Below are 19,632 nucleotides of genomic sequence, written 5' to 3' on the forward strand. Positions count from 1 at the left end.
ATAACAAATATATCAAAGCAATAAATGCACATAATCACAAGAAATAATTTAATATTGTTGATATAAACTCAAGTAAATCTCATTGATTATCTCAAGATGCTTGTCATATTCATTCTATATTATCTCATATTCAAGAAACACCTTGTCTTATTGAATCATCATTAGCAGTATTTCATATAATATCTCATTGCTCTCTAGTATATGTTTTAGATTCTCATCCCCGAGTAGGAAGAGATAGAAATAAATCTAACATATTCTATATTTTAATTATTAATAAATAATTATTAATTTTTTATTTTATTTTTCTTTAAATTTATCCTGACATACTCATTTTAGATTATTATGAATAATATTTTTACAATCTTCAATATTTTTGGCATGCTCAATCCAGTATCTGGATATACAAAATTCTGAATTCACTTTATCTTCTATTTCATTACAAATTTCATAATTAGATTCATCGATAGCTTGTGAAGTATACAAATCACTTTCATAAATTCTATTACAATTATTAGCATCATATATATCATCTAATTTAAGATTCTCTCATGCACATCAATTATGCTCTAATGAAATTTTTAAATTTTCATTATCAAAATGCATATAATCATATATTAAAAAGCGAGATAAGTCATCATACATTTCCCAATCTTTACATCTTTTTGTGTCACTAGGTCTATCAAAATTTGAACAATTTTTATCTAATTTAATATAAGCTCAGCTATAAACTTCATTACATTTAATAACAAATTTTTGTAAACTTTCATAATTCATATCAACATTCTCTATCTTATCATAACATCAATTGTCCATCAATTCTTTTTTGATAAAATTTGAATCAATTTTATCTATATCATACTCAAAAGATAATTTTTCTTTTTGCTTCAAAGGAAAAATTAAAAAAGCAAGAATTAGTAATAATAATAATCAAACAGATACAAAAAAATATTTTTTATTATAAATAGACATTTTAAATTCTAACAAATTAAAATAAACTAACAAGATGGATTAGGATTTGGGCTTGCTGCATTAGGAGTAGTAGTTTCCCAACAACCTCCACTAGCATTACATCCTCTATCTATTCTAGTAGTATTAACACAATCAGTATCAGAAACAGTCCGATTATTAGTACAAGTATCACATGTTGTTGAACAAGTCTCATTACCATCATCGTCTGTAGAACAAGATTCTGAGCAATTACAAGAATAATTACTACTACATGATTTACTACGAGTTTCACATTGATTATTTGTCCGAGATGTAGAAGGTCAACAATATTCTGAATCAAAAACTTCATGATTACATGATCAACCTCTACATCTATCTCTCATGTGCTGAAATGTAAGTCAACTACATTGCCGATAGTCAGGCTCATTACAAGCTTCTACTTCAGTAAAGTCAAAAGATTCACAAGCTCATTCCATACATCTCCATTCTTCCCGTCAAGCATATCAATTCCAAGGTGCTCCAGAAGTTATACTAGCAAAAGTTCAATTTGTAGAACAAGTTCTATTTTCAAAATCTTCACAAGATTTAAATTCTCAATCTGGTTCTCAATCATCATTTGCTTTCCATTCCCAAAGTAATTTATTATCATTATGAGCTCATCTATTATTTACTACATTAGAATCAAAAGACTTTGTAAATATTTTTGCATCTAATCATCTTGTAAAATGAGGTAGATCAGAATTAGTTTCTGACATTTTTACTTGTCATCATGGAGATACACATTGATCTTCAAATTCATAAAAAGAACATTCAATAGCATTTGTATACGAATACAATCAATAAAAAGACATTAATCAAAATAATAATATATATTTTTTCATTTTTATTTTAAATATAATTAAATTAAAACAATCTTAAAACTATAAAATAATAAACAAATTAAATAAAAAGTCAAATATTTTATATAACTTTATTGTAATTATATTATTAATATTTTTTTTTAATTTGCAATACATTTTTTACTTTTTTTTAAAATAAACTATATATTTTTTGACAAATTATATATTTTATATATACTTTCATAATATATAAATATAAATTATAAATTATTATGAAATATAATGATATAAAAAAATGAGTTTTAAACTCAAATATAATTCCAGATCCGTTAAAAGATAAAATATTAAAAATTAAAGATTTACCTATACAAATTTGCTCTGTATTGGAAGAAATTTTTGTTTTGGAAGCAAAAAATAATGAAATTAATAAAGATATTAAATGAAAATCAGTACAAATATTAGTTGAATATATTAAAAGTGTTGAAGAAAAATCAAATGATATTAATGAAGTAGAAAAAAAACTTGATGATGAATTAGAAAATATATTTGATTAAATACAATAAATATTTTATATATTAATTAAAAATAAAAATATGATCAATAATATAGATAATAGAGATATAAATACACAAGAAGATCCAGAAAAAGTTTGACAACCACAATTAGATAATTTTGAAAAAAATCAAGATATTGAAAAAGTAGTTTCTGAATTGAAAGAAGAATTTAGAAATCTTGCTGAATCTTTGGATACATGAGATGAATGAGAGTCAATAAATTTTTATGTAGATAGAATGAATAGTTATTTGAATGAAAATTATAATTGAATAAAAATTGTAATAGATGAAGATTGAAATTTAGAAGTTAAAAATCATGAAGCAGATGAACTTTTAAAAAAACTTGATGATGAATTACAATCATTATATTTGGATATAGAAGAATCAATTGATTCTTGAAATGATTTGTTGGATGATCAAGAATTTGCTTGAAAATCTTCATGAGAACTTTTGCAAATGTCAAATCAAAATAATTCATTATTATATAATAATATAATAAAAGAAAGTGAAGATTGAAGTTTAAATGTTGATTTTAGATGAAATGAGTGAGCAGAAGATAATATTTGATTATCAGATATCTTGGCAGAAGATGTTAAATCAGTAAAAATTACTTCTAGTGATTGACAAGTTAGTGAATGAAATAGAGTATGATTAAAATGATGATTTTATGATGCTTGATGAAATTATTTAGCTATTTTTAGCTGAGATAAAGTAGAAATCACAGAAAAATATGAAGAACAAGAACTTGAAAAACTAAAAGAAGCAAATAGTGAAGCTATAAATTCTTTTATGGAAAGGGATGAAATAAAAGAAATGTATACTGAAAATTGAGAAGTTATAGAAGGAAAAAAAGAAGCTATATGATTAGCTGTATCAATGGCAGAATCTTATGATCTTGATCCAAATTTATTATTATCAATTTGATTAAATGAATGAATTTTTGAATGAAATATGTGAATAATGAATTGAGATTTACAAACTCTTGATTGACAACTTGTTATGCTTTGTAGAAATGTTCAATCAAGTTTTGTCAAATGAACATCTCAATCAAATGAAAATTGAGATTGAATAATAAATACAGATGATATTTTGTATTGAATAAATAATGCTTGATTGAGATGATTTTGATGATCTAATTATGATTTTTTATGAAAAATTGTTGAATCATATTGGACTTTATCTTGAAAAGAATTTACAAATAATGATTTAAAATGAGTGATAGATAAATACAAAAATTCAAATATAAATTTTTCTAGTATAAATCCAGAAAATTTAACAATGTGAAATTTAGATATTAATTTACCTAATTTTGAATCATTATTAACTACTCAATGATGAAGAGATTATATGATGTATAAAGATAGTATAGAACAAATGTGTGATAAACTTAAAATTCCTCCAGAAGTTTTATTGCAATTATTTATAAAAGAATGAAGTCGTTGAAATCCTCATGCATCTCCTTGAACATCTAGTGCAGTTTGACTTTGACAAATAATAGATTGAACTTGGGAAGGTATTACTAAATCATGATGAACAGCATCAAAATATGGTATTGATTGAATAAAATTTGATAGATATGATGCAGGACATCAAATAATATGATCGGCAGTTTATCTTAGAGAAATGTATGATAAATTTTGAAGTTGGTGAAAAGCTATGGTACATTATCATACATGACCTTGACAAATGACAGATTCATATGCACAAAAATGTGCAAAATGGAATCCAGCTATTGAAAGATGAATATCATGACCAATCACAGCTCAATCATATTACAATTCTGCAATGAAATATTATACAAATGTTGTTTAAAATTAGCTTTTAAAAACTAATTTTATTTTCTATTTCTTTTTGATTTCCTTCAAGATAATCTATTGCTTTATATAAATTATTGTATTAAATTGATTAATAATTTTGAATATTTATAAACTTCAGAATGTTAACTTATTTTAACTAGTTTTTGATTTGATTAGATATTGCATTGTAATAAAAAAATATAATTTCAAGATAAAACACATCGATCTTCGCTATTACAAAATAATTTATTTTTACAAAATTAAGATTAAATATTTTATTATTTAGAAATTAATGAGTTAAAAGATTATTATACAAATTTTGTAAATGTATCAGGTTTTTCTGAGTTTTTTTTATTATTTCAATAATTATTTTTTAAATAAGATATTTCTAATACTTTTCAAATTTCAAAATCAATCATAGCAATTCATTTATCTCATAAAACTTTTCAAGTATCATCAAAATTATTAATTTTTCAAATTTTTAAATCTCATATAGTATATATAACTTCTCAAGTTTTGGAATTAATTTTTGCAATTCAAGTTTCTCATACAATTTTTCAATTAGAACTAAAATTATTAATATTTCAAATATCTAAATATCAAGTATTATAAATAATTTCTCAAGTTTCAATATCAATTTTGGAAATTCAGTTTTCTCATATAATATTTCAATCATAACTAAAATTATTGATTTTTCAGATTCATAAGTTTCAAGTATTATATTTAACTTTTAAAGTTTTTTTATCTATCATACTAATTCAATTTTCTCATTTAATTAATCATTTGTCATAGAATTTATTAATTTTTCAAATTCATAAATCTAATGTACTATAAATAATCTCTCAAGTTTCAAAATCAATTTTTGCAATTCAATTTTCTCATATAACTCATCAATTTGAATAGAATTTATTAATTTTTCAAATTCATAATTCTAAAATACTATAAATAATTTCTCAAGTTTCAACATTAATTTTTGCAATTCAAGTTTCTCATATAATTTTTCAATCATTATCAAAATTATTAATATTTCAAATACCTAAATCTCAAGTATTATATTTAATTTTTAAATTTTTTGTATTAATTTTTGCAATTCAAGTTTCTCATATAACTTTTCAATCATTATCAAAATTATTAATTTTTCAAATTCATAAATCTCAAGTAGTGTGTTTAACTTTTAAAGTTTTTGTATCAATTATTGTAATTCAAGTTTCTCATATAATATTTCAATTGTTATCAAATTTATTAACTTTTCAAATTTTCAAATTTCATGTACTAGACTTAATTTCTCAAGTTTGAATATCAATTATTGTAAATCAAGTTTCTCATACAATTCATCAACTTGAATAGAAACTATTAATTTTTCAAATTCATAAATTTGGAATAGTATAAATAGTTTCTCAAGTTTTGATATTAATTTTTGCAATTCAAGTTTTTCATATAATTCTTCAATCATTGCTAAAATTATCAATTTTTCAAATATCTAAATCTCAAGTATTATAAATAATATCTAATGTTTTGACATTAATTTTTGCAATTCAAGTTTCTCATTTAATTTTTCAATCAATATCAAAATTAATAATTTTTCAAATACCTAAATCTCAAGTATTATAAATAATATCTAAAGTTTTTGTATTAATTATAGCAATTCAAGTTTCTCATATAACTTTTCAATTAGCATCAAAATCAATAATTTTTCAAATTCATAAATTTGAAGTAGTAGATTCAATTTGTCAAGTTTTAGTATTTATAACTGCAAATCAATTTTCTCATTCAATTCATCAAGTTCAATAAAATCATTTAATTTTTCAAATACCTAAATCTCATTTATTATAATTAATTTTTCAAGTTTCAATATTAATTTGAGCAACTCAAGTTTCTCATATTATTTTTCAAGCATTATTAAAATCATTAATTTTTCAAATACCTAAATCTCAAGTAGTATATTTAACTTTTGAAGTTATTAAATTAAGTAAAGCAACTCATTTTTCTCATATTATTTTTCAATCATTACTGACATTAAGAATTTTTCAAATAACTAAATCTCAAGTATTATATTTAATATCTAAAGTTTTTGTATCAACTATAGTAAATCAATTTTCTCATATAATTTGTCAATCTGATATAATTTTTCAATCAAAAATAAAATCAATAATTTTTCATATTCATAAATTTCAAGTATTAGCTATAATTTTTCAAGTTTGAATATTAATTATTGCAATTCAAGTTTCTCATACAATTCATCAATTTCAATAAAAATCATTAATTTTTCAAATACCTAAATTTCATTTATTATAAAGAATTTTTCAAGTTCCAACATTAATTTTTGCAATTCAAGTTTCTCATATAATATTTCAATCATAATTAAAACTAATAATTTTTCATATTTCTAAATCTCATATAGTATAAAAGATTTTTCAAGTTTCAATATTAATTTTTGCAATTCAGTTTTCTCATATAATATTTCAATCATAATTAAAATTACTAATTTTTCAAACACCTAAATCTCAGGTAGTATAAATAACTTTTCAGTTTTTGACATTAATTTTTGCAATTCAATTTTCTCATATAATTTTTCATTTATTATTAAAATTAATAATTTTTCAAATACCTAAATCTCAAGTATTAGATTTAATTTTTCAAGTTTTGACATCAATTATTGCAATTCAATTTTTTCATACAATTCATCAAGTTCAATAAAAAGATTCAATATTTCAAATACCTAAATCTCAAATATTATATTTAATTTCTCAAGTTTTGACATTAATTTTTGCAACTCAATTTTCTCATTTAATTAATCAATCATTATCAAAATTACTAATATTTCAAATACCTAAATCTCAAGTATTATATTTAATTTCTAAATTTTTAACATTAATTTTTGCAAGTCAATTTTCTCATTTAATTAATCAAGTATCATCAAAATTAATAATATTTCAAATACCTAAATTTCAAGTATTATATTTAATTTTTCAAGTTTGAATATCAATTATTGCAAGTCAATTTTTTCATAAAATTCATCAACTTGAATAAAATCATTTAATATTTCAAATACCTAAATCTCAAATATTATATTTAATTTCTCAAGTTTTAAAATTAATTTTTGCAACTCAATTTTTTCATATAATTTTTCAATCATCATCAAAATTAATAATATTTCAAATATCTAAATTTCAAATACTATAATCAACTTCTCAAGTCTCAAAATTAATTTTTGCAATTCAATTTTCTCATATAATTTTTCAATTTTTATCAAAATCAATAATATTTCAAATATCTAAATTTCAAATACTATAATCAACTTCTCAAGTTTCAAAATCAATTTTGGCAATTCAAGATTCTCATAAGATATTTCAATTTTTATCAAAATCAATAATATTTCAAATATCTAAATCCGAAGTAGTATAATCAACTTCTCAAGTTTCAAAATCAATTTTGGCAATTCAAGATTCTCATAAAATATTTCAATCATTATCAAGATTAATTATTTTTCAAATATCTAAATCTCAAGTAGTATAATCAACTTCTCAAGTTTCAAAATCAATTTTGGCAATTCAAAATTTTCATAAAATATTTCAGTCAGATTCAAGATTAATTATTTTTCAAATATCTAAATTTCAAGTGGTATAAATAATATCTCAAGTTTCAATATTAATTTTGGCAATTCAAGATTCTCATAAAATATTTCAATCAGATTCAAAATTAATTATTTTTCAAATATCTAAATTTCAAGTAGTATAAATAATATCTCAAGTTTCAATATTAATTTTGGCAACTCAAGATTCTCATAAAATATTTCAACCAGATTCAAATCTATCAACTTTTCAAATATCTAAATTTCAAGTACTATAATTAACTTTTCAAGTTTCAATATTAATTTTTATAATTCAATTTTCTCATATAATTTTTCAATTAGTTTCAAATTTATTAACTTTTCAAATACTTAAATTTTGAATTATATTTATAGTTCATTTCAATTTATTAACATATATTATATGTCCAGATTCAGATTCCCATAAATTTTCACAAATTTTATTTAATTTTCAATATTTTTTTTGTAGTTCTATATTGGATATTTCATTGTTTGGATCTAACTTTAAAACTCCCAAAATTTTATTAGTGATACTATTATATCAAATATCGCTTAAAAGTTTTTTTAAGAAATTAGAACTATTTTTATCAACTTTTTTTCTTAATTTTCTCAAAAATGTTTTTGCTTTAGCTTGAAACAGAGGTAAACTAAATAAATCTTTTAATTTTTTTTTTCATTTATCATCTATATTTGAACTCATTTGAAATAATGAAATAATATTTTCAATTTCTTTATCATCTTTTCATATATCTTTCAATACAATTCATAATCATGTCGCAAAATCATCACTTACAAAAACTTCATCTAAATCAGAACAATCTTGACTAATTTCATAGTTATCTATCATTATTTAAATATTTTGATTAAAAAATTAAATTAAATTTAACATTATGTTATATATATAAAAATATATATTTGTCAATAAAAAAAAACTTTTTTTTATCTCATACTTGTATGACTAAAATTTGTAAACAAAATTATAAACTGAAAAACATAATGTATGCCTGGTTAGAAGTAGTTGAATATATATTACTTAATTAAAAATTTTCCGAAATAGTATATTTATACTTAAAAAACAAAAAATTTCATTATAATAAAAAAATTATATTAATAATTCTATTTTTACTTTTTTACTGATATTTTAAATTTACCAGCATAAAAAATAAAAATATACTTGAAATTTATTATAATTTTTTTATACTTCTTTATATAGCACTAATATTATTTATGTGCTATAATATGAAAATTTTAAATTTTAAAATAAATAAAATATGAATTTTGAAAAATATACGATAAAAGCTAGTGAAGCAGTTAATCAAGCACAAAGTAATGCAATAGAAAATAATAATAATGTAATAGATGTTTTGCATATTTTAAATTCTATGTTTGAACAAGAAGATTGATATATACCTGCTATACTTAAAAAATGAAATTTTGAAATACAAAAAATACATAATGAAATAAAACAATGAATAAATAGTTTACCAAAAATTGAATGATGAAAATATCAAATTCAAGTTTCTTATGATTTAAATCAAGCATTTATAAATGCCGAAAAACAAGCAAATAGTTTAAATGATGAATATATTACTACTTATCATATATTTTTGGCCATATTGAAATGAAACTCAAAAGCAAATAAGGAAATATTACAAAAAGAATGAATAAATTATAAAAATATTTTGGAAATAATAAACGAAATTAAAAAATGAGATTCAGTTCAAAGTGTAGATCCAGAAACTACTATGGATTCTTTAAATAAATTTGGTAGAAATATTACTGAACTTGCAAAAAATTGAGATTTGGATCCAGTAATTGGTAGAGAAGACGAAATAGCTAGAACTATACAAATTCTTTCTAGGAGAACAAAAAATAATCCAGTACTTACTGGTGATCCTTGAGTTGGTAAAACTGCTATTATTGAATGAATTGCACAATTAATAATTAAATCTGAAGTTCCTGATATTTTAAAAAATAAAACAATAATAGAACTTGATATGTCAGCTTTGATGGCATGAACTAAATATAGATGAGAATTTGAAGAAAGATTGAAAGCTATATTAAAAGAATTAAATAAATCTAAATGACAAATAATTTTATTTATAGATGAAATACATAATATAGTATGAGCTGGTAAAACTGAATGATCTATGGATATGTGAAATATGATAAAACCTGAACTTGCTAGAGGTAAAATTAGAGTAATATGAGCAACTACTATTAATGAATATAGAAAATATGTAGAAAAAGACCCAGCTTTGGAAAGAAGATTTCAACAAGTTCATATTGATCAACCTAGTAAAGAAGATGCATTAGCTATTCTTAGATGAATAAAAGAAAGATATGAAGCTCATCATTGAGTAAAAATTACTGATTCTTCACTTATTTCTGCTGTTGATTTATCTGAGAAATATATTACTGATAGATTTTTGCCTGATAAAGCTATAGATTTGATAGATGAAGCTTCTGCTAGTGTAAAAATGGCTCTTACTAGTATGCCTACAGAAATTATTAAATTAAAAAAACAAATTACTCAATTAGAAATTGAAAAACAAGCAATAATAAGAGATCAATGAAATACTAGTATAGATAATAATAGAATGCAAAAACTTGAAAAAGAATTAGCTAGTGCAAAAGAAAATTATGAAAAATTAAAAATTAATTGGGAAACAGAAAGAGAATATGTAGTTAAAGTAAAACAATTAAAAGAAGAATTACAAAAATTAGAACATCAAGCACAAATAGCAGAAAAAGAAACAAATTACAATAAAGTAGCTGAAATTAGATATTGACAAATTCCAAAATTACAAAATGAATTATCAGAAATAGAAAAAAAAGTAGAAAATTCAAAAAAAGATTCTAGTATTAAAATTAAAGATATTGTAGAACCTGAAGATCTTGCACTAATTATAAGTAAATGGACACAAATTCCTGTTTCAAAACTTGTTGAAAGTGAAAAAGAAAAATTAGCAAATATTGAAAAAAATATATCAACAAAAGTTGTTTGACAAGATTTTGCTATATCAGCAGTTGCAAATGCTATTAGAAGATCAAGAGCTTGATTGAAAGATCCAAATAAACCAGTTTGATCATTTCTTTTTTTATGACCAACTTGAGTTGGTAAAACACAACTTGCAAAATCATTAGCTGAATTTCTTTTCAATAATGAAAAATCTATAATAAGATTAGATATGTCAGAATATATGGAAAAACATTCTGTAAGTAAACTTATTTGATCTCCTCCAGGATATGTTGGTTATGATGAAGCTTGACAACTTACGGAAGCGGTAAGAAGAAAACCTTATTCTATAATACTTTTTGATGAAATAGAAAAAGCTCATCCAGATGTATTTAATGTATTATTGCAATTATTGGATGATTGAATACTTACAGATAACAAATGAAAAACTGTTAATTTTAAAAATACTATAATAATTCTTACTTCAAATATAGGTTCAGATATGATAATGGAAAAACTTAGTAATTCACAAGATATACAAACAAGAAAAGAAGTTGAAAATTGAATAATGAAACAACTAACTAATTATTTTCGTCCAGAATTTATAAATAGAATAGATGACTTAATTATTTTCAATCCTATAAATGAAGAAATGTTGAAAAATATTGTTTCTATAAATTTACAAAAAATTAATGATATGCTTTATTATGATAGATGATTAAATCTTGATTTTGATGATGAAGTTTTAAAATATTTGGCAAAAGCTTGATGGGATCCTGCATTTGGTGCTAGACCTTTGGATAGAGCTATACAAAAAGAATTATTAAATCCATTAGCAATGTCTATTATGCAATGAAATATTAAAAATAATTCTAAAATAAAAATAAATATACAAGATTGAAAAATAAGTATAAATTAAAATTAAATTTTATATTATTAAAAAAAAAAGATAAAAGTACAGTAAAATTACTTTATCTCTTTTTTATATTACATATTTTAAGTAAAATACTTAAAAATAAATAACTAATTAAAAAAAGATATTATAAATTATTAACAACTAAATTCCAAAGATATCAAGCAGTATTTACTCAACTATCCATCATAGCAGTTCAATTATAATTTCAAGCCCACACACATACTATCAATCATTTTTGTTTATTTGCACCACAAGTCCATCAATCAACAAATCTTCTTGAAGTTCATGTTTTTACAGCCCATCAAGGTACAGACATAAAACTATCTATCCCAAAAGATAAATTTCTATAAGAATTTTTTGTCAAAATATCATAAACTTCTTTTATTTGTACTTCATAAGAATCTAGAAAATCATATTCATTTATATCAAAAAATATTTTCCAAAGTTTTGCAAAATTTAATGGACTCATTTCATAAGTTCATAAACCAGCAGATAATCATAAATTTCTTTCATTAAAAAATTCATGATTTTTTTCTAATTTATCTTTATTTTCTTTTCATACATTAATTCTTAATTTTTCAATAAAATTTATATAATTTCATACTCATACATCATTTAATAATTTTACAGTAGGAACATTTAGACTACTTCATAAAGCTTGTGCAAGTTTCACATCTCAAGCATAAGTTTGAGAAAAATTTTTGGGTGCATAAATATTTTCTCATTCCAAAATATATTCTATAGGTTTATCTTCCAATATAGATTCTGAATTTAAATTTAATTCTTTCATAGCATACAAATATAAAAAAGGTTTGGCAACTGATCAAGTTTGTCTCCTAGAAGTACAAGCATTTACCTGTCATGCAAATAAATCTTCATAAGATCTACAAATATTCATAGTCAAAACTTCTCAAGTATTATCCAAAACTAATATACAACAATCATTCATTCATTGCATATTTCTATATTCAAAAGTATTTTTTATGATATTATTTATCATATTATGTAAATCTAGATCAAAGTTTTTAGAATTATTATTTTTTGAAGATTGAATATAATCTACATAATGATTTGCCAAATTATCAAAATTATGATAAATATCATTTGAAGACAATGGTGGCAAATTATATATATTTTTACAAATATTATCACTTACAAAATCAAGATTTGATATTTGATTACAAAGTAATTTAGATCTTTTTTTTAATTGATCAAAATTATTATTATTTAAAGGATTTGTACCAGTTTGATATATTGAAACCAAAAACAATAATTCAGACAAAAATAAATTTTCACAATTATTATCAAAATAAACTAAACAAGCACTATTTAATCATCTTACTTGATTTGGAAATTCCAAATTATTTATATAATACAAAAATATATCTTCTTTTGAATTATGTGTATTTAAATTTATAGCAATAAAATTTTCTTTAATTTTCTGCAAAATACTTCTATCAAAAAAAGCAGATTGCGATAATTTTATTGATTGCTGATCTATAGTACTTGCTCATTGTCTATTTCCCAAAAATATATTTGAATGAATAGCTCTTGATATTGCTTTTATATCAATTCAAAAATGTGAATAAAATCTTTTGTCTTCTATTTCTTTTATTATTTGATTAATATTATTTGGTATACTATTATAATTTTCATAAGAAATATTTTTAATTCATTTTAATATATTTCATTTTGAATCATATATTAAATTTTCTGTATTATCTTGCAATTCATATTCATACAAAAAATTAAATAAGAATAAAAATATAAAAAACAATACAAAAATTATAAAAGTCAATTTTTTTTTCATAAAATTAGAGATTATAAAAATAAATTCAATATTTGATCTCTAATTATTCAAAACTTTTCTTCAATGAACTTGAGTATCATACATTTCAAAAAATCTAGTAGGCATTATATTAAAATTACCATTAAATGAGTTTATTCATTCAAAAATTATTTCACATTCTGTTCAAGATTTTATACTATCATAATACAAGAAAAGTCTATCAAATCTTGATTCATAATGCGACGGCGAACATCTTCTTCATCATTTTATTTGAAAAGGTTCTGAATCATCAAATTTTGAAATATTTCAAAGTAATTTAATATTTGCTGGAATAAAGAATTCTACTGCAACTTGTGATGCATCTTTAGTTGTTGCAAAAGATCCTGTCAAAATTGTTCTATCACCTACAGAAGTATCTTTTTCTATTTCAAGATTTAATTCTGATAATCATTCAAGATAACTTTCCAATTCACCAAAATCATTTGGTAAATATGAAGTTTTCATATCTATAAATAAGTTTTCATTACAATTCCATGAAGTTTCCAAATCTCATTTGGATTTATCAGATAAATCAATTTCTTGTGATATATTTTTAATTTCATCGGATAAAGTATGTTTATGAACTTCTCAATCAACTGTAATATCACAAGATATATCATCACTAGACTTAATTTTTAATATATATTTTGACAATGATGATATTATTTGCATATTTTTTTGAGTTGACCATCACCAAATTCATTTATTAGTTCTATTTTCCAAAAAATCAGTCACTAATCATATTATTTCTTGATTATAATTTTCAAAATCATATTCAATTAAACTTGAAAGGTATATTGATTGTAATATATCTTTTCAAATATATTTACTATATGATCTTGAATATTTTATTTTATCTAAATCTATTTGTTCAAGATATTTAACTGCTTGTTCTGAATCATTAATATTTGCAAATATTGCAAAAGCTAAGATTGCTAATCTAGGTTCATCATCAATATTGTCATCAATTATTTGTTTAATAAGTTCAATATTAATATCTTTATTAACTAAAGTTCTATTATAAATATAATATGCATAAGCAAGTATATTATTTGATCATATTTTATCTAGAAAAGATTCTAAACTTGACATAAAACTTTTATCTACTTGATATCATAGACTTTCCAAATGAGAAAATACCGAATAAACATAACTACTTAAATATATAGTAGAACTTTCTCATGCTCTACTCCGATATCACATTCATCAATCAGATTTTTGATTTTGATATATTTTATCAGCTGTTTCCAAAAACATTTCATTGAAATCAACAAATCATCTAGTTCATCAAACATTAACAGAATTTCATCTTACTATATTTTCTGAAATCAATCATTCTTGTCAAAGTTCCCATGCAAGCAATGAAGGATAAAGTCAACTCAACATTTGTTCTGTACATCCATAAGGATATCTTACCAAATAATCCAAAGCTTCTTCAAAAGCATTTATAGGCATATTAGACAAAGATAAATCCATAGATAAATATTCATATTCACTTGGCATCTTGAAAATATGTTTTCATTCTTTATTTGAAGTAAAGAAAAAATCATTAATTTCAAATCATGAGGCTCTAATAGGTATTTTCCATTCTACTATATCTTTAAATTGATCATCACTAGCAGTGATAATAAACTTTACCCAATCATCTTGATATATATTATTTGGTATATAAACATCAAAATTTGTATTTATTTCAGAATCAGAATTTAATTTATTTGTTCATAAATCTACTTGTGTTCAATCTTCAAATTCCAAAAATCAAGAAACTTCAATTTCATCAGATACATCAAAATCAGAATCTAAAACTACATTTACAGGTAATTTAATACTATCTCATAAAGTAAGAAATAAAGGCCAATTTGGATTTAACATTATAGCTTGTTTTGTTTGAAAATATTCTCTATTTGTTCATATTTTTTGATTTTTATCATATCAAATAACATCAATCATCCAAGTTGTTAAATTATCTGGCAAATCAAAATCTAAATTTGCTTTACCATCTACAACATCTAAAGATCAAGTCCAATAAGCAGTATCTTTAAATTCTGTTCTCAAAGAAAGTATTCTAGAAATTCAACCTCATCATCATTTTCTACCTCAAGTTGTATAAACTTTTAAACTATCAAAAAGCATTTTCATATTTGAAAAATTGGAAATGAAACTACCAACTTTATTATAAAAATATGGAATTGGTTCTTTAATAATATCATATAAATCTATCAAAGCTTTATCTACTACTGCCAAAGATACTTTTGCATTAACAGGATTTCAATAATTATCATTAACAAAAACATCTAAAGACACATTTTCTCCAGGAGTATATAAATCTTTATTAGCTTCTACATCAATATTTAATTTAACAGCTGATTCATCAATATTAGCTTGTGCATATCAAATCATAAATCTAGGTTCTTTTCTTTTATTTTCTCAATCTACATTATCCAAAACAACCGTTTCAGGTACAAGTTTTGATACAGAAACATTTACATAAGGAATATATTCTTCTTTTGTAGGAATAGTTATTTTGTTTCAATCAAGAGTTTTTTCATATGTATCAAGAATTTCATTTCATTTTTCTACTGTAATAATTACTTTTGCATCATTAATATATGGATTTACATTTATTTCTATTTCTTCATCTAGATCAAAACTTTTCCTAGGTATATTTACATCCAAAACAATATTATTATCAATATCTCACCAATATCAATAATATGAATATCATCTATATGAATGTATTCTTTTTTGTGTTTCTCAATTTATATTTCAATCCTCTCAATAAGAAATTGTTCTTAAAAAATATTGTCAAGAATCCGATAAATCCAAATTTATACTAAAATTTCAATCTTGATGAGATATTTCTTTTTTTTCAATTTCTTCAAATTCATATCAAGCTATATAATAATAACTTCAATCTACTCATTTTTCTTGTTTATGTCAATAATCTCTTTTGTACAAAATATATTCAAGAGATTCGGATTTATTATTTTTATCAATAATTTCACCTCTAACTAAATATTCATCTTCACTATAATTGTAATCTACAGATTGTCAATCTAGCCCAATTTTTATTTCTGCTGGAATTTTTTCATAAAATGTAAGCAATCTAGATTCATCAGAGTTATTATCTGTAATATATAAATCAAATTTAATATCAAAATCATATCATCTATTTTGTATTTCACTAAGATCCATAATTTCCAATGAAAAAGTTTCTTTATCAAGATTTTCATATGAAAAATTTCATCCATCAGTATGAATATTACCAAAAATATGATTATAAGTATATTCTTTATCAGACCACCAATAACACCGCCAACATTTATCTTCACTAACTATTGAATAATCAAGTTCTATATCATAATTAGATAAATTTTCTCAAAAATAATATTTAGGATCAATTTGTAAATAATATTTATCAGCTTTTGAATACATATTTGTATCTACAAAATAAGTTGGTTTTTGATATTCTTGTATCTTTATATTATGAGAATAAGAAATATCATCTGTAAAAATATATTTAATAGTATAATCTCAAAGTTTAGCAGATTTAGGAATTTGAAAACTTCAATCAAATCATCAAAATTCATCAAGACTTAAATTTTCTACTCTCTGTATTTCATTACTAGAATGTGATAAAATAGCATTAATATTTCATTCACTAACTGCTCAAGAATAAATATCGCTCACAAATCAAGCAAAATAAATTTCATCTCAAGGTTTATAAATAGCTCTATCCGTATATCAATAAGTTCTAATAATATCCATATTACCTTTTTCTTTATCCATTCATATATCACTACTATCTACAAAAGATGTAATTCTTAAATTTTTGTACAAATCGTTTTCTCTATGATAATACCATAATCATCAAGATTTTCTCAAAACAATAAAATTTTGATCATTTCATTTTGAAACTTTTATAAGCAAAACATCGGAATCTATTTCTGATAAATCTAATTTATATAAAGAATCTATTCATATTTCATATTTAATATTTTCAAATTTATCATCATAAACTTGTATATGTAATTCTTCCAAACTTTTTCCTGTATACATATCATAACTAAAAAGATACATCATATCTCCTGCTAATTTTACAAAATTTCAAATATCTGATCTAGTAAAATATCTACTTGATCTAAAATCTTCAAAAAATGAAATTCTATAATGATTTAAATCACTTACTTGTGGAATAGAAACATGTTCATCATAGACTTTCCAGTATTCAAAATCATCTTTTATATATTCTACTTTTTGTATTTCAGCATTACAATCAAGAAAATATTCTTCTATTCATGAAGATCATTTTTTTGTAAAATCAGCTTCTCATAATTCACATCATTGAATATATAAATCTAGTTTATCGTAATTTTGAAATCACAATCTAATTTTATCTCACCAATATCAAGTTCTAGAAACTAAATTATATCTTTCTGTATACAAAGATCAAAATTTAAATCAATCAGGAATTTCTTCTATATTAAAATCAAATTTATGAGTTGATTCATGTCAATAAATTGATTTTAATAAAATTTCTCATTTGTAATCTTGTCATGGAATTGGACGATAATTTATAGAAATACTATTTTCTTTTACATTATAATCATAATATCAACTACCAAAAAAACTTTCTAAAGTTTGATCAAGTCAATGTCAAGTCAAATTAAAATTTGATGAAATTTCAAATTTTAAATTTGATTCATTATTTGTAAATTCTGTTTCAAAATCTGCAACTTCAAAAGACATACTATAAGAGAAACCACTATCATCAACCATTAATAATAAATAATCACCTGCATCATCTGTTTCAAAATCAAAACTTACATTTCAAGTTCAATATTTAAAATTAGATAACTCGTATTTTTTAAATAATTTATTATCAATATCTTTAATATTATAAAAATCTGCCAAATCTTCTATATTATTTACTTCATCATTTCACATATAAAATCATAATTCATGAAAATTTAAATAATTTTCCAAATCAATATCTTTTTCTTCAATAACTCAAAATTGTTCCATATCTAAATCAATTTCTTCTGGTTTATCTATATATTTTACTAAATATGCATTTTTCAAAAACTCATCTTTTTTATTAATTTTGAAAGAATCTAATTCTATATCCACCCAAAAACTTTCTCATACAGGCAAATCACTATTTATAATTTTTGTATTACTTGATAAATTCCTAGAAAAAGTTCAAAGAGATTCCGATCAATATTTCAATCAAATTTTTTCAAAATCTTTTCGCAATCAATAAAAATCTAATTCTGATACAGTATCTATCATTTTACCACTTTGAAAAACATAATTTTTATCTTTTGCATATCAATTTCTTCACACTTCAAAAGTGTGTGGATCAGCATATCTAAGTCAATATCATTCTTGAAAAGTTGATTCATTATCTTTAACATCATCAATTTCAATTTTCTTTCAATTGTAATATACATATATATTATCTTTTGAATATCTTTGTCAGAGATTTTCTTTCTCTCAATAATTAAGTTCATCTTCTGATGATAAAAGATCTTCTACTTCATCTAAATTTTTTTCCTTTTCTTCTTTATCAAGATTACTAGTATGTTTATTAATTTCATACAAATTAAATCATAAAATAACCAAACAAAAAAATCAAAATATTCATATACTTATAAATTTTATGTTTTTAACAACATATTCTTTTATTCTATCAAAATTAAAATTCATTATTAATTAATAATATTAAAATGTAAATTGATTATTAATATAAATAAATAACAAAAAAATGCAAATATAAAGATATATTTTTATTAATTCCCGCCCGGGCGAGAAGTAAATTTGAAAAAATTAGAAAAATCATTATAAAGTTAGTATTTTTTTATTTTATATACTAACTTTTTTTATATGCAAGAACAAAATCATCTACAAAACATACTTTACAATCTTTGATATGAGATAAATAAAGATTGAAATATAGAAAATAAACTAAATTTTTCTTGATACAAGATAAATAATTATTTTACTTCACAAATTAAAGATTGGAAACAACAAGTAGAAAATAAAGAAGATATCTTAAAAGAAATAGATAATTTTTTATCATTTTATTTTGATGGATGAGATTTTGGATATTTTAAAAATAAGTATGATAATTATTCTTATAGACTTGAATATTCTTGAGAAGATACAAGTTTTATATGGTCAAGTAAAGACAGTTTCTATAT

Annotated in this window: 10 protein-coding genes; 4 read left to right on the forward strand and 6 right to left on the reverse strand. The window is 21.8% G+C overall.

The features are described 5' to 3' along the window. The 3 genes from VAMP_RS01505 to VAMP_RS01515 all read right to left on the reverse strand — a co-directional run. On the reverse strand, positions 1-253 hold a 253-nt coding region (locus VAMP_RS01505; RefSeq protein WP_213348489.1), incomplete at its 3' end, for a hypothetical protein. 44 nt (positions 254-297) lie between these two features. Continuing rightward, entirely contained in the window at positions 298-969 is a 672-nt protein-coding gene (locus VAMP_RS01510; protein ID WP_213348491.1) for a hypothetical protein, read from the reverse strand. Between the two features lie 26 nt (positions 970-995). Then, positions 996-1,829: a hypothetical protein gene (locus VAMP_RS01515; RefSeq protein ID WP_213348494.1), complete on the reverse strand. Its 834-nt coding sequence runs from the start codon at positions 1,827-1,829 to the stop codon at positions 996-998. Positions 1,830-2,059: 230 nt separating this feature from the next. On the opposite strand from VAMP_RS01515, the gene VAMP_RS01520 reads away from it, so the two are divergent. Further along, the gene (locus VAMP_RS01520; RefSeq protein WP_213348496.1) at positions 2,060-2,341 is read left to right on the forward strand and encodes a hypothetical protein; all 282 of its coding nucleotides are present in this window, start codon (positions 2,060-2,062) and stop codon (positions 2,339-2,341) included. Between the two features lie 39 nt (positions 2,342-2,380). Beyond that, a complete protein-coding gene (locus tag VAMP_RS01525; RefSeq protein WP_213348498.1) occupies positions 2,381-4,153 on the forward strand; it encodes a lytic transglycosylase domain-containing protein in 1,773 nt (590 codons plus the stop codon). 292 nt (positions 4,154-4,445) lie between these two features. On the opposite strand, the gene VAMP_RS01530 is transcribed toward VAMP_RS01525, so the two are convergent. Next, positions 4,446-8,573: a beta strand repeat-containing protein gene (locus VAMP_RS01530; protein WP_213348500.1), complete on the reverse strand. Its 4,128-nt coding sequence runs from the start codon at positions 8,571-8,573 to the stop codon at positions 4,446-4,448. 424 nt (positions 8,574-8,997) lie between these two features. Between VAMP_RS01530 and VAMP_RS06940 the strand changes: the two genes are divergently transcribed. Next, on the forward strand, positions 8,998-11,604 hold the full coding sequence (locus tag VAMP_RS06940) for an ATP-dependent Clp protease ATP-binding subunit (protein ID WP_213348502.1): 2,607 nt from the start codon (positions 8,998-9,000) through the stop codon (positions 11,602-11,604). Between the two features lie 121 nt (positions 11,605-11,725). On the opposite strand, the gene VAMP_RS06945 is transcribed toward VAMP_RS06940, so the two are convergent. Together VAMP_RS06945 and VAMP_RS01545 are read right to left on the reverse strand one after the other, a co-directional pair. Beyond that, the gene (locus VAMP_RS06945; protein ID WP_213348504.1) at positions 11,726-13,411 is read right to left on the reverse strand and encodes a transglycosylase domain-containing protein; all 1,686 of its coding nucleotides are present in this window, start codon (positions 13,409-13,411) and stop codon (positions 11,726-11,728) included. Positions 13,412-13,450: 39 nt separating this feature from the next. After that, entirely contained in the window at positions 13,451-19,138 is a 5,688-nt protein-coding gene (locus VAMP_RS01545) for an MG2 domain-containing protein (protein ID WP_213348506.1), read from the reverse strand. A 177-nt stretch (positions 19,139-19,315) separates the two neighbouring features. On the opposite strand from VAMP_RS01545, the gene VAMP_RS01550 reads away from it, so the two are divergent. Further along, positions 19,316-19,632: hypothetical protein (locus tag VAMP_RS01550; RefSeq protein ID WP_213348508.1), on the forward strand; the 317-nt coding region annotated here is incomplete at its 3' end.

The organism is Candidatus Vampirococcus lugosii (genome assembly GCF_018420025.1).
GTDB classification, from domain to species: Bacteria; Patescibacteriota; Gracilibacteria; order Absconditabacterales; family Absconditicoccaceae; genus Vampirococcus; species Vampirococcus lugosii.